This is a genomic window from Terriglobia bacterium, from assembly GCA_020072565.1.
Lineage (GTDB): Bacteria > Acidobacteriota > UBA6911 > UBA6911 > UBA6911 > JAFNAG01.
In genome coordinates this window covers 38,641-51,222 of the sequence record JAIQGI010000047.1, presented here as the reverse complement: position 1 = coordinate 51,222, position 12,582 = coordinate 38,641, and the positions used below count along the sequence as shown (strand labels likewise).

Here is a 12,582-nt window from a genome sequence, read left to right as displayed (position 1 = left end):
GCCTTTGATCGCTTCCACCGCTACCTTGGCCTTGAGTGTCCCATCATACCGCTTCCGCTCTCTTTTCATCGCTCGCTCCTCCGAGGCGGCAGCGATTTTACACCTTAATCACCTGTCCAGTTTTTGGGGTACACCATAGAAGGAGGCCTATTAATACACGCGGAAGGTCGATTGAACTTTAGTTACCACCCAGACATTTCCCAGGCGCGTCAGAGTCATCAAGAATGCCTCATGGCCTGTGAATGTATGGACCACGGCATTGGTTCCACCTTCCTGATAATCGACAATAATGATTTCTTGGGTGTATATGCCAAGCCTGCCAAACCGCTGCCAGAATTCCTCCCGCTCTTTCGCCGAGAGGTTCAAGACTATTCCGGGATAGCCTTTGAATTCCTGCCGCTGATCACCATCAGTGACAATTATCATCAGCTGCGCTGGCACTGACATGTCTGGCTTCTGCTCGTGCCAGTAATTGAGCCTCTCTAAAGCCGCCTGGCGAATCCGGTCTTTATCGCCGACGATTCCCGGAGGGGAAAGGGGATTCAGGTCAATCGCGTCTCCGATGCCGTCTCCGTCGGTGTCCGCGTTTGTTGGATCGGTCAGAAGGCGTTCTTCTATTGCATCTGTCAACCCATCAACGTCGCTGTCGCGGCGCAGCGCTTCGATGTTCAGCAATGAGCGGACCACGGTTTCCGGTTCGATCCCGGCATCCTTATATGTTTCGCTACTAAGATAATAAACCACAGTCAGGGCGCCGGCTGCATCCTGCAATAGAAATTGAGGGCCGTAGGCTGGGCCGGTTGCATCTCCCATGGAGTCATGAATATCGGTAAACAAGGAATTGCTCCATACTTTCAAATCGTCACTCCAGATTAGGTACAGATCCCCATAACCAAATCGTGACGCGCGATATCCGAGAAAAACGCGGCCGTCCTTCCCAGCGAGCAGACATGTCACAGCATCGAGCCAACCGGCCATGTCCTTTCCGCCCTCCCAGACCGTCTCCCACTGTCCAGGGAAATTCGTCGAATGAAAAAGTTTCTTTCCTACGCCGACAATGATGCTGCCATCGGCTATTTCTATGGCAGGAATGGCGTCGACTGTAAAAAAGCCCATTCCTTCCTCGACAGGAGCAATTACAGCAGGTGCGGACCAGGTTTCGAGATCGCGAGACGAAAGCATCACAAGCTGGCTCATGTCTCGCAGGCTGTCGTTCGGGGCCGGTGTGCCGACCGCAGCAAACAGCAGATACGTTCCGTCGTGGCGCTGAAGAATATTGAACGTCATTATCTCGCTGCTCCGGGTTCCAGCCTCTATCTTGCGCTCGGAGTATTTGCCACGCGCATCCCACGTGCCCGAGAACAATGTCCGTCCGTAAGCCGTGACCAGGTGCTTCTGTCCCCTTGAGTCCATGATCAACTGATAATGACTGAACCGCCCTTGCCGGTTCAGGAGCTTCTCCGGTGGTTCCCACGATATGCCGCCGTCTTCAGAACGGGAAACGAACAGGTTCCAGGACTCCTGAAACGCGTCATTCCGGCCTGCAAAACTTGACCAGGTTATATAGTCGGCATCGGGTGCGCGACGGTATGAGAAATCGAAAGCTCTTAAAGCCTTCTTCCCTTCATCCGCTGTGACAGCACTATCCGTAGAAAATCTTAATTTTTCAGCGCCGAAGTGAACTGATGGCCTTTTCAATACTTTAGTGACTTGTTCGATTTGTTTGCTGCTATCCGGTGGTTGCGGAGCAGTTCTGGTTTTCTGCGTGGATGCGGTCTTGCCAAAGCGGTCCACATACTTTTGCGATCCGACATACGAATGCCAGACTGTGGTGGCGGCTGCGTCCGTCGCGATCCAGCCGAGAGCTTGGATCGCCGCCTGCCGTTTCTGGAGATCGGATCCGCCAACGAGTTTTCCCAGCACCGGAACTGCAGCTGCCGACTTCATAGCACCCAGCTGCAGAATTACATGCGGGGCCTTTGATTGCACAAGGGCCTCGATCAGCGCGGTCTCAGCGGCGTGGCCGCCTATCGCCTGCAAAGCATACGCGGCAGCGGCTTGAAGGGGCAAAGACGCCTCGGGGGGAGATATCACACCTGGGCGACCCCGCTCGGATGCAAGTAATTCGATCCTCAATGCCGGGATGGCCTCCGCGATCCCAAGCGCGCCGGAGGCGACGGCGGCTTCCTCCCGAACCAGCAGATCCTCGTCCTTCAAAGCATTCACGATTGCTGCGCCGAACGAGGAAGCCGGACCGCGAGCCATGAAGGCGACGGCTTCCGATCGGACGGAGGGATTGGTATCGCGAGCTAGGCTGAGGAGTACCCGGTCGGCTTCGGCTCCCGAAATCAGGCCGGCGGCAGCAGCGGCCTTGCGTCGCACCTCAATATCGGTGTCGCTTGACATTTCGAGAAGCACTTTGGAATCACGCCGTGCAATCTCAGCGAGGGCAATGTCGAGGCGCCGCCATGCGGCGAAGTCGCGCCCTCGAATCATCTCGATCAGTTTTCCGGCTGCATGGGCATCCCCGTGCCGCCCCACCAGCATTACCGAACCCACACGAATGCCGGGCCGGTCCCAATGCGCGAGAAGTTGCCCAATAGCGCTGCCGGCGTCGAGGCGTTCCAGGGCGACGGAAGCAGCAGAGGCAAGATCGACTGTAACAGGACGCGATCTGAAGTCCTTTGTCTCCACCGGCTGTTGGCCGAGCAGTGCCGTTAGGTATTGCACAACGGCCGGATGCGCTTTGCTGTGTGGAATTCTATTGATACTGTCGAGCCTGTCGGTTTCGGGAAGGCGGTCGTACAAATCAGGGAGAAGGTCCCAGCCTTCCTGACCGGGCGTCTTATACAAAGCATCGATGACATCGCGGTAGACACGGGCGCGAACGTCCTTGTCCTGCCCGCTCTCGGCAAGCAGATCACGGACAACCTGCAGACCTTCAGCGGATCCCGTTTGAATGAGCGTCCTCAGGTCCCACGACTTCCTTTCGTGTGCGATATAGGTAGCTTTGATCTGCTGCCCGAGACCGGGAATGGGCCTTTTCTGAAGATAATCCTCAAATCTGGAAGGTCCGGCCCCTTTGCCCAATGCTGCCACCACAATCTTGTCTCCGATTTCCGATGGCCCGCGCTTCAGCCCCTCCGCAATCCATGCCTCGAATTCAGAACTCGCTGCAAGGTCCGCAATTAGATCGACCATTTCAGGCACCTGGAATTTTTCTGCCAGGACAGGAACCAGATTTACTCTGATCGACGTTCCGTTTCCTTCGCCTTTGAAACGATCATGATTCTGCAGCAGAATCCGGGCAAGGCCCTGTGCCGCGCTGAGACGATGGCTCGCCATCAGAGCTTTCATGGCGAAAATGGCCTCATCGCCATTAGGTATGGCTTTCGCAAACTCGTTCAGGACAATGTGCTCGCCTTCAGATCCGCTCGCGGCCAAACGATAATAGAGGTAATGCCGCGCAACGCTCCCCCAGTTTGCCGAGGCCTTATATAGATCTGGAGCGGCGCTGTCTCCTTCCATTCGCAGGATTGCCTCCAGGATGTCGCGCTTGGCGAAGTGCTCCTTGCGGCTCAGCTCGCTTCTCAAGGAGGGGAGAGCCTCCGGCGCGGAAATCTCGGCGAGCGCGCGGGCTGCCGCGGCACTGAGAACGGCGCTTTCCGAGGCAAGCAGCTTTGTCAATCCCGACACGGATTTGCGGTCACGCCGCAATCCCAGTTCTCGAATAATCAGCGGCTGGTACAGACTCGGGTGATCCATGAGAGAACGGAGAGTGCCCGTGGTTTCGGCAGTATTGACCCTGAGCAGTCCCCAGGCGCGTTCATTTATGGGGGTCGCGGAATCCAAAAGACGGACAGCAACCTGATTGTTTTTGGCAAATGCGTCCAGTACGGCGTTGGAAGTTATGAGCCTGTCCTGCAACAACCAAACCTGCTCAGGATCGACCTCCGCATTGGGATCCGGACCGACGCTCAGCATAAAGTAATTTTGCGGCACCCCGAGGGGGAACCGCGACGGATGTCCCTTTTGAGACGCGCCGACTTCCTGGCTTGCGCCGATCACGGCGGCGATGCGCTCCTCCTGAACATGCGCCGCCTCAAGAAGACCCTTGATTTCAGCAGCCGGTTTATTTACTAAGATCTTTCCCAGCGTCTGGGCCACACCGAACCAGTCCTCGGGATCCTTGGGTATCTTGAGCTGGCCTGCAAGCACTGCGGGTGCATCAGGTTCCTGCACCTGCAAGAGAAGCTCGAGCGGGCTCCGCCGGCCTGTGCCTGCGATCATCTCTATTACTGTGCTGCGTATCCGGGATGGGGAGAGCATTGCCATTGCCAGCGCCTCAGCGGTCGGCGATTCCCCCTGGCCCAGCAGCCGGTCCGAGCGTGCATGAAGCAAGGGTATGGCTTCATACGCTCCAACGGCGGCAATGCGCTGTGTCAGTGCCGATACAGCCTCCCGCGTGCCATAGCCGGACATGCCGTCCAGCTTGAACAAAGCCGCAGGCCCTTCGTGCGCAGGAAGATTGCTGTCGAGCCGCAGTCTGTTCTCAAGCGCGATGCTATTTACAGCACCGCCGGATATGGACTCTGATCTGGATGCCATCAAAAGGTCGGCCAGCTTCAATCCATCCGCATGAGCCATGTTACGAAGCAATTTGGAAACATCTGTACTGACTTCCTGCAGTGGCGAGACCGGGTCGTTGACTTCGTCGACAAGGTATGCGGCAGCAAGCGGTTGATCTATCCGCACAAGAAGACCTGCCGCCTCCAGCGCAAGATAGCTTGATTCGTTTCTCAATAGACTGATGACTTCTTCAGTCCGCGGCGGCGTCCACAAGGCTTCTGGCCACTTGGAACGGGCAATTGCTTCAACCGCAGACGAAGCCAACTGCTCATTCCGCAGCGCCATGAACAGGGGGCCGAATTTTCGCGGGTCGTCGATTCCTCCAAGGATCTCAGCGGCCTTTGCAGCCCGCACGGTGTCGGCGGATGCCATTACCCCGATCAACCGAGCAACGATGCTACGTCCTATTTTTTCGAGCACGGCGCAAGCAGCCGGTCCATATTCCTCCGATGTCATGAGCCTGATGAGGTCGACAGTTGCAGCGTCCCCCGATCTCTGGATCTTTCGAGTCGCTTCCACGAGACTCTTGACATCCTTTACCTCTTTGAGGATTGTCTCCGTCTGGCCGGAAACAGATACAGTTTGCCGTAAGCCGCCGGCAGTCGCCAAAATATTATATCCAAACACCAAAACGAGGCACCAAATTGGAATAGTGCGCATCTTGCCCGTCTCCTACAACTTGACATATGAACAGTATGCTCGACGGCTTGATCTATATGGTGATTCTGCACTTTTGGAATGACGCCAATTGGATTTCATCGATCTACTCTCCGATTTCCCGCTCCGTTTTTCTATTACCTATGTAGGCGGCGATTACGTATAGCACGACCACCAGGCCGGTAATCGCGGCGACAAGAACAAGCCTCCAGAGAATCTCGTCAGCCGAACTGAGATGATATTTATAAACAGTGAATGCCGTACCAACCGCAACGCATACGAGATAAAGCACCGCAACCGCCGACGCGCTCATTTTGGGCACCGTTACACCGCCATAGTAAAGGATGGCCCCGAGGACCAAGAGTACATTTATGGTCATCAGCGCAGCCAGGTCGAGAAACTGGCTGAGCGGCTGATTCAGCACAAACTGCCGCCAGCAGACGTCAAGCCAGAGCGCGGCAATTGTCAGGAGGTAAAGTCCCGTGCAAATCTTTCGCGTAATGGCAAGGTTGCGCTCGTCAACTCGAAGCCCCGGACCTTTCATCCTTTTCTTCCTCCCAAAACAGCTGGTCCAAAGTCCTGCCCAATACCTTCGCAATTCGGATGCACAGCCCCAGCGATGGATTAAATTTTTTCTTTTCAATCAAGCCTACGGTTTGTCGCGAAGCCTGAACTCTGTCGGCTAAATCCTGTTGAGAAAATCCCTTCTCAACTCGCGCCAACTTGAGCCGCATGTTGATTTCCATTGCCGCCCCTCTCGTAAGTCTCATGTAAGCTAATTTGGCTAAAATGTCAATAATATATTACATAATGATCACAATAATGTTCTTTGGGCGTAACGAATTGGGTGAAAAATTGGTGAAAAATCGACTTGACATTTTTCCCAGAGAGCAACTACCTTGAGTTTGCAGCACATGATTTGTTCTTAGGGGTGGACGGGCCATGCGAGCGCGCCCGATGATCAATTCCTGATCACTCTTTCAACTTGGCGCGAGCGGGCTCCAAAATCAACCAGCTGGTGATTGGCGAAGCTCTATCTGCGTAATCTGAAAACACGTCCCGCAACCCTGTGGAGGCGGTGCCCGGATCAGCAATCTAATCGTCTTCATTCAACCCTGTGAATGCCTTGCTGCTTGAATCAACAGCCTCTCCTACTGAGACGTACTCATCGAAATCCCGACCACGCAAGCACGCTGGAATCAGGACGGGCAGGCGCCGCCTGGCTGGGGCCGTGCTGGACGTGGCTGGCGCAGCGGAGTTGCTGGGAGTGACTGAGAAGGTGATTCGTGCCCGGGCGGCGAGGATGCTGCTTCCTCATCGGCGCTGGGGCGGCCGGTTGGTCTTTGTCAGGAAGGAGATCGAAGAGTTCTTCCAGTCGCTACCCGGTTGTTCCAAAGACGCGGCTCTCCAAAACGTCGAAGCGAGGCGTGGCGGGTCGTAAGCACGGGAAGATCCGCCTTCTTCGCAGGACAATCTGCTCATGAATTCTGGATACAAATTCTCGGTCTCTTGCCTGATGGATTGCGGCGCATGAATCTCACCAGAGCCGACCTCCTGGCTCTCGAGAAAAGCTACATCACTCCCGAACTCGCCCTGGCTGCCGGCCTGGCAAGGGTCACATCTGCTGAGGGTGCCGCGCTTGTCGGCAGGAACGGATCCGGAGACTACGCCGGAATCAGCTTTCCAAACATCTGGCCCGGCGACCCGGCACCACGCGAGTTCATGCTCCGCGTCGACCATCCGGAACTGGAAGCCAAGGCGGACGGTACGTTTCGTGAAAAGACGAAATACCTGGCGCCGCCCGGGCGTGCAAATCTGCTCTATGTCCCGCCAGGCGTGACAGCCGGGATGCTGGCGGAGGTGAGTCTCCCGATCATCATTTGCGAAGGGGCGAAGAAAGCGCTCGCACTCTGGAGGCTGGCGACTTCGGAAATTGGCAGGCCGCGTTTCCTTCCGGTCGCGATCAGTGGAGTGTGGAACTGGCGAGGGACGGTGGGGCGCGAACCCGGCCCCGACGGCGTGCGGCGGGCCGTCAAAGGACCTATCCCCGACCTTGCGCGGATTCCCTGGCAGGAGCGCTCAGCGTACATCGTCTTCGATAGCGACAAGCACCGAAACGAGTCCGTGCGCGCGGCCGAGCGCAACCTTGCATTGGAACTGAAATCCCGCGGCGCCCGCATGCTGATCGTGGACCTCCGCGACCTCCCGGGACTCGACAAAACCGGCGCAGACGATTTCCTGGCGCATCCGGATGGCGGACCAGAAGCGCTGCTGCATCTGATTGCCGGGGCTAAGGAGTTTTCGCCGGACCTGATCGGGCTCATGCACAACGACTATGGCAACGCCCGGAGGATTGCATCCCTCTACGGCGACGACCTGAGGTACTGCCACAAACTCAGGAAGTGGCTCGTGTGGGACGGTCACCGGTGGGCAGTGGACGAGGAAGGCCTTGCCGAGAAGCACGCGAAGCTCGCCATGCTCGAATTCCTGCGCCAGGCTGTCGAGGCGAAGAATGAAGGCGCAGAGGGCTTTGCGCGTGCCAGCCTGAACCAGCGCATGCTGAGAAGCGCGCTCGAATCGGCCCAGACCGAGCTCACAGTTGCAGTCGAGTAGCTCGACAGTCACTACCTTTCGATTCAGAATATCTTGAGGATCGCTGCCAAGCGGGCCGGTCTTACGGGGATTTCTCCGCATGTCTGCCGCCATACTTTCGCCAGCCGCCTGGCAATGGCAGGCGTGGACCTGCGAACGATTCAGGAGTTGGGCCGATGGGCGAGTCTGGCAATGGTTCAGCGCTATTCGAACATCAGCGAAGGGCACAAGGCGGAGGCGATTGAAAAACTGTCTCAGGGTTTCACAACGACGGCCGATGCGGGCGAAGTCGTGGAGATTGCTAATCGTATGAAAATGCCGGCCAGATAGACAAACGATTCGGCCTCAGCATAGCTTATCGATGGCTTTGAGGTCCTGGTTCCATGCCGGAACTCATGGGCATATTCACAATACCATCGCAGAAATACTTTATATTCATCAGAGGCGTTCACCTTGCTTAAAAACAGCTCTCGATTGGCGTCCAGGCCCTTGTCATTTCCGGCAATAACATTCGATAGGGATTCCAGAGCGTCAAAGGCATCAGTAACCACATCCGCCAACAGCCTCGGATCCGAACGGGACCCGAGCAGGTGGCTAAGCGCCTTTTCGAATGGTAAGAGCACGGTCTGATAACGTTGCTCCCTGAGCCATGCAAGCGAATCGTTCACTAACTTTTCATCTAAAAGCCGAGCCCCGATTGGGAGGAAAGCGCCGTTTACCCAAGCAAGGTTCAAATCGAGTTCGCTTTCACTTAGCAGGTTAATTACTTGTTCATCTATGAGATAGGCCTGATTTCCCGCGACCGCTCTTATTCCCTCGATCGCCTGGAGCGTCCGGTTGAACTCATGGTTCGTCAGCTTAGAGAGAGTCCGATTGTGAAAATGCTCATTTATCGAAAACAGTTCGCCTAACTTGTTCGCAGCGCCTCGGCAGGCCTTCTCCCACCCCACTATGTTCCCAACCCAGCCTTGCTCAGCTATTGAATTATGCACTCTATTCACAAAGCGCCGCCTTGCCTCTTCAATTGGTACCTCGATATTGAATCTCTCGTGGAATTTGTCAGTCATGGGAGCACGTGTCCGCAGAAACCTTGGAAAATTCCCCACCCATTTCCACACCCGCGATTTTGGGAAAACCTGTAAGTCCTGGTAGCGCTACAGGGATTCGAACCCTGGTTTGATGGCTGAGAACCACCCGTCCTAGTCCCCTAGACGATAGCGCCTCTGCGGAACTGGCGCATACTACCAAACCAGGCCGCGATGCGTCAACCGGAAGTGCCTGCTCTTTCTGCGATTCCGAAGCTGCACACCCTGCCTGTATCCAAGAAATTTCTGCGCAAATGGCGCTGAGATCGCGGAGCTTGTCCTCGCGCTTCTCCTCACGCAGGACCGATGTCGGCGGTGGCTAAGGTTTCTGGTTGCCGACAATTCCGTGCTAGCATCAGCGCTGGCAGCGGGGTTGTCGGTTGAAGAGATATTCGGCACTGCTAGTGATCTTAGGGGCGGCGCTCTGGGGCACGGATGCTTTGTTCCGCCGTCCGCTGACGGGCGTGTTGTCTCCGCTGACGATCGTGCTGCTGGAGCACTGCGTCCTCTCCCTGGTGATGCTTCCCGTCGTACTCAGATTCCGCAGTGAGTTTCTCCATCTCAGCGGACGCGATTACGCAGCGCTGCTCTTCATCGCGCTCGGCGGGTCGGTCGCGGCCACAAGCTTGTTCACACTTGCAGTGAAATACGGCAACCCGAGCGTGGTCATCCTCCTGCAAAAGACGCAACCCCTGTTCACGGTGCTGCTGGCACGGATATTTCTGGGGGAACGCCCGGCGCGATGGTTCTGGCCATGCTTTGCCGCCGCCATAGCCGGCGCATATCTGATGTCGACTCCGGATTGGCATACGGGCCTCCCGCTGAACCCCGGCCACCCGGCGATTGTTCTGAGCGCGATCGCCGCCGCCGCGCTCTGGGGGAGTGCAACAGTTTGCGGCCGTTGCGTAGTGTCGAAGATCTCAACGCCATTTTTGACGGCGCTGCGTTTTCTCTTTGCCCTCCCCGCGCTCGTAATCCTCTACTACCTGCAACCTGGCATGCAACGCGGACTCCCGTCCGGTCTTTCCTCAGTTTCCGGTGTCGTCGGGATGGCACTGATCCCCGGTCTGGCCGCGCTGCTGATCTATTACAAAGGACTGCAGTCGACCATTGCCTCGATTGCCTCGATCTGTGAACTGGCTTTCCCGGTCACGGCTGTGGCCGTGAACTGGATGATCCTTGATGTCCGGCTGTCGGGTATTCAGCTTTTGGGCTCCATCGTCCTGATTGCTTCGGTAACTGTCCTGGCCTGTATGCACGCGCGCGAACAGAACGCAACGGCGGGCCCTAAGCTTATTCGCTCCTAGAAATTGCAGAATCCTGAAGACCGACATCTACGGCACGGGGTAAGGGTAAAAGGCCTTGCCATAGCGAAAACCTGAGAATATGATTTGGGGCGACATGAGTGAGAGTAACGGTCTGCAGGGAAAAGTGTTGCTGGCATTCCCGCGCGGATTTTGTGCGGGAGTGGTCAGGGCGATCGATATCGTGAACCTTGCCCTGGCACGCTTCGGCCTGCCTCTTTACGTCAGACGCGAGATAGTCCACAACAAATATGTCGTCAACGAGTTGAGGCAGAAGGGTACGATTTTCATAGATCACCTCGAGGAGGTTCCGCCCGGAAACCGCGTTATTTTCAGCGCCCACGGGGTCTCTCCCGAGGTAAGAGCGGAGGCACAGCGACGCCAGCTGAAAGTCATCGACGCCACCTGCCCGCTTGTGACCAAAGTGCACCTGGAAGCGATCAAATATGCCCGTGAAGGCTACACCATTATCCTGATTGGCCACGCGGATCATGATGAAGTCATCGGCACACTCGGCGAAGCTCCGGGCTCCATCAGAGTCCTCGCTTCTGCCGAGGAAGTGGATAGCCTGGAGGTGCCGGACCCCGACATGGTGGCTTACCTGACCCAGACCACATTGAGCCTGGATGACACCAGGCACATTATCGAGCGGCTGAGACACAGATTTCCCAAGATCCACGGCCCGTCATCCGAAGATATCTGCTATGCGACCCAAAACCGACAGGCGGCTGTGCTCGAGTTGGCAAAGAAGGCGGAGGTCATTCTGGTTGTGGGTTCCGCCAACAGCTCCAACTCCCGTCGCCTGGTCGAAGTAGCTCAGAGCCAGGGAGCGCCCGCTTATCTCATCGACGATATCGAAAGCATCCGGCCCGGCTGGCTCACGGGAATTCGCAGCGTCGGCCTGACGGCGGGAGCCTCTGCGCCCGAAGGGCTCGTCGAAAGAGTGCTGCGTTATTTGAGCGCAGTCGGTTACCCTGAGGTCGAGATCGTGGGCAGTATCAGCGAAGATGTGGAGTTCGCACTGCCGCCCGAGCTGGCACGCCCGGAGAGGGTGCCCGGATGAATGGCCGTGTGGGCGGGTCTTCCGGCATCCGAAATTGCGTCGAACCAGACGTCGCGTTTCAGCAGTTTGCAATCGGCCCATGATCGCTCGCCGATCTGCACTGACAGAAAATAGTCGTGCGCATCGAGAGCCGGACAGCGTAAAGTATCGACGCGCATTCAGGCAGGAACCCAGGGAGTCGTGATGCCCGACGATTTCACATTCGTGACCGGCGCGACCGGATTCATCGGCAGCCACGTGGTTCGTCTGCTGCGCATGCGGGGAGACCGCGTGCACATCCTCGCGCGCCAATCGAGTCCTGCGCACAACGTCGAAGGGCTGGGCTGCGAAATCGTTGTGGGGGACCTCAGGGAAGCAAGTTCTCTGGTGCGGTGCGTGCAGGGGTGTCGCTGGGTTTATCACATCGCGGCCGACTATCGTCTCTGGGCTCGAAACCCTCAGGAGATTTATGAGAGTAACGTAGCCGGGACCAGGAACCTGTTGTCGGCCTGTTGTGAAGCTGGAGTCGAGAAAGTAATTTACACCAGCACAGTCGGGGCGATCGGCATGCGGGCGGATGGCGTCCCTACCGACGAGGACACGCCCGTAGCACTTGACGACATGATCGGCCACTACAAACGGTCGAAATTCATGGCCGAACAGGTCGCGCACGAGTTCGCGCATGAAGGCCTCCCGGTGGTGATCGTCAATCCAACCACACCTGTGGGCACGGGAGATATCAAGCCGACGCCGACAGGAAAGGTGATTCTCGATTTTCTGCGTGGGCGTTTGCCGGCTTATGTGGACACCGGGCTGAACATCGTGGATGTAGAAGATGTGGCACAGGGTCACCTCCTGGCCGAGCGCAAGGGGCGGATCGGACAGAGGTACATATTGGGCGGAGAAAACATGAGTCTTCGGGAGATCCTGCAGACTCTCGCGCACATCTGCGGCCGGCGCATGCCCAGGCTCCCGATGCCATGGACGGTGGCCTTAATCGCCGCCTATATGAACCAGTTTTTCCTGGGAACCATCCTCCGCCGGGAACCGTCCATCCCTTTGGACGGCGTCAGGATGGCTCGGTACAAGATGTATGTCAGCAGCGACAAGGCGCGCCGCGAACTGGGTTACGATCCCAGGCCCGCCGAGCAGGCTCTGCGCAAAGCCGTCGAATATTTCCGTCACGGCTGGCATCCGGGTTCGGCACAGGATCGCATCTCGAACCTGCGCGCCGGGACAGCATGATTCCGGGCGAGGCACCCGAGGTTGGAAC

General features: G+C 56.9%; 10 protein-coding genes and 1 tRNA gene. 6 read left to right on the top strand and 5 right to left on the bottom strand.

All coding sequences use genetic code 11. From position 1 onward, the window contains the following. Positions 1-150 precede the first annotated feature (150 nt). The 3 genes from LAP85_22925 to LAP85_22915 form a co-directional block, all read right to left on the bottom strand. The gene (locus LAP85_22925) at positions 151-5,238 is read right to left on the bottom strand and encodes a hypothetical protein (protein MBZ5499262.1); all 5,088 of its coding nucleotides are present in this window, start codon (positions 5,236-5,238) and stop codon (positions 151-153) included. Positions 5,239-5,392: 154 nt separating this feature from the next. After that, positions 5,393-5,830, bottom strand: coding sequence for a hypothetical protein (locus tag LAP85_22920; protein MBZ5499261.1), 438 nt, complete (start codon positions 5,828-5,830; stop codon positions 5,393-5,395). Further along, entirely contained in the window at positions 5,805-6,032 is a 228-nt protein-coding gene (locus LAP85_22915; protein MBZ5499260.1) for a helix-turn-helix transcriptional regulator, read from the bottom strand. The genes LAP85_22920 and LAP85_22915 overlap by 26 nt, the downstream gene beginning before the upstream one ends. A 485-nt stretch (positions 6,033-6,517) precedes the next feature. On the opposite strand from LAP85_22915, the gene LAP85_22910 reads away from it, so the two are divergent. The 3 genes from LAP85_22910 to LAP85_22900 all read left to right on the top strand — a co-directional run bounded on the left by LAP85_22910 (position 6,518) and on the right by LAP85_22900 (position 8,208). Further along, the gene (locus LAP85_22910; GenBank protein ID MBZ5499259.1) at positions 6,518-6,727 is read left to right on the top strand and encodes a helix-turn-helix domain-containing protein; all 210 of its coding nucleotides are present in this window, start codon (positions 6,518-6,520) and stop codon (positions 6,725-6,727) included. A gap of 89 nt (positions 6,728-6,816) precedes the next feature. Next, positions 6,817-7,899 carry a DUF3854 domain-containing protein gene (locus LAP85_22905; GenBank protein MBZ5499258.1) on the top strand — a complete coding sequence of 361 codons (1,083 nt, stop codon included), beginning with the start codon at positions 6,817-6,819 and terminating at the stop codon, positions 7,897-7,899. A 33-nt stretch (positions 7,900-7,932) separates the two neighbouring features. Beyond that, positions 7,933-8,208, top strand: coding sequence for a tyrosine-type recombinase/integrase (locus tag LAP85_22900; protein ID MBZ5499257.1), 276 nt, complete (start codon positions 7,933-7,935; stop codon positions 8,206-8,208). Here the strand turns inward: LAP85_22900 and LAP85_22895 are convergent. Then, a complete protein-coding gene (locus LAP85_22895; protein ID MBZ5499256.1) occupies positions 8,133-8,945 on the bottom strand; it encodes a hypothetical protein in 813 nt (270 codons plus the stop codon). The genes LAP85_22900 and LAP85_22895 overlap by 76 nt on opposite strands. Before the next feature lie 79 nt (positions 8,946-9,024). Beyond that, positions 9,025-9,100, bottom strand: a tRNA-Glu gene (locus LAP85_22890). Between the two features lie 243 nt (positions 9,101-9,343). On the opposite strand from LAP85_22890, the gene LAP85_22885 reads away from it, so the two are divergent. The 3 genes from LAP85_22885 (at position 9,344) to LAP85_22875 (ending at position 12,554) form a co-directional block, all read left to right on the top strand. Continuing rightward, the gene (locus LAP85_22885; protein ID MBZ5499255.1) at positions 9,344-10,270 is read left to right on the top strand and encodes a DMT family transporter; all 927 of its coding nucleotides are present in this window, start codon (positions 9,344-9,346) and stop codon (positions 10,268-10,270) included. Between the two features lie 79 nt (positions 10,271-10,349). Beyond that, entirely contained in the window at positions 10,350-11,330 is a 981-nt protein-coding gene (locus LAP85_22880) for a 4-hydroxy-3-methylbut-2-enyl diphosphate reductase (protein MBZ5499254.1), read from the top strand. Between the two features lie 183 nt (positions 11,331-11,513). Beyond that, entirely contained in the window at positions 11,514-12,554 is a 1,041-nt protein-coding gene (locus tag LAP85_22875; GenBank protein ID MBZ5499253.1) for an NAD-dependent epimerase/dehydratase family protein, read from the top strand. Positions 12,555-12,582: the final 28 nt, after the last annotated feature.

Bases quoted from the DNA above. Each gene is read 5' to 3' on its own strand.
- LAP85_22895 (MBZ5499256.1), bottom strand. From the start codon at position 8,945: ATGACTGACAAATTCCACGAGAGATTCAATATCGAGGTACCAATTGAA.
- LAP85_22875 (MBZ5499253.1), top strand. From the start codon at position 11,514: ATGCCCGACGATTTCACATTCGTGACCGGCGCGACCGGATTCATCGGC.
- LAP85_22915 (MBZ5499260.1), bottom strand. From the start codon at position 6,032: ATGGAAATCAACATGCGGCTCAAGTTGGCGCGAGTTGAGAAGGGATTT.
- LAP85_22920 (MBZ5499261.1), bottom strand. From the start codon at position 5,830: ATGAAAGGTCCGGGGCTTCGAGTTGACGAGCGCAACCTTGCCATTACG.
- LAP85_22905 (MBZ5499258.1), top strand. From the start codon at position 6,817: ATGAATCTCACCAGAGCCGACCTCCTGGCTCTCGAGAAAAGCTACATC.
- LAP85_22880 (MBZ5499254.1), top strand. From the start codon at position 10,350: ATGATTTGGGGCGACATGAGTGAGAGTAACGGTCTGCAGGGAAAAGTG.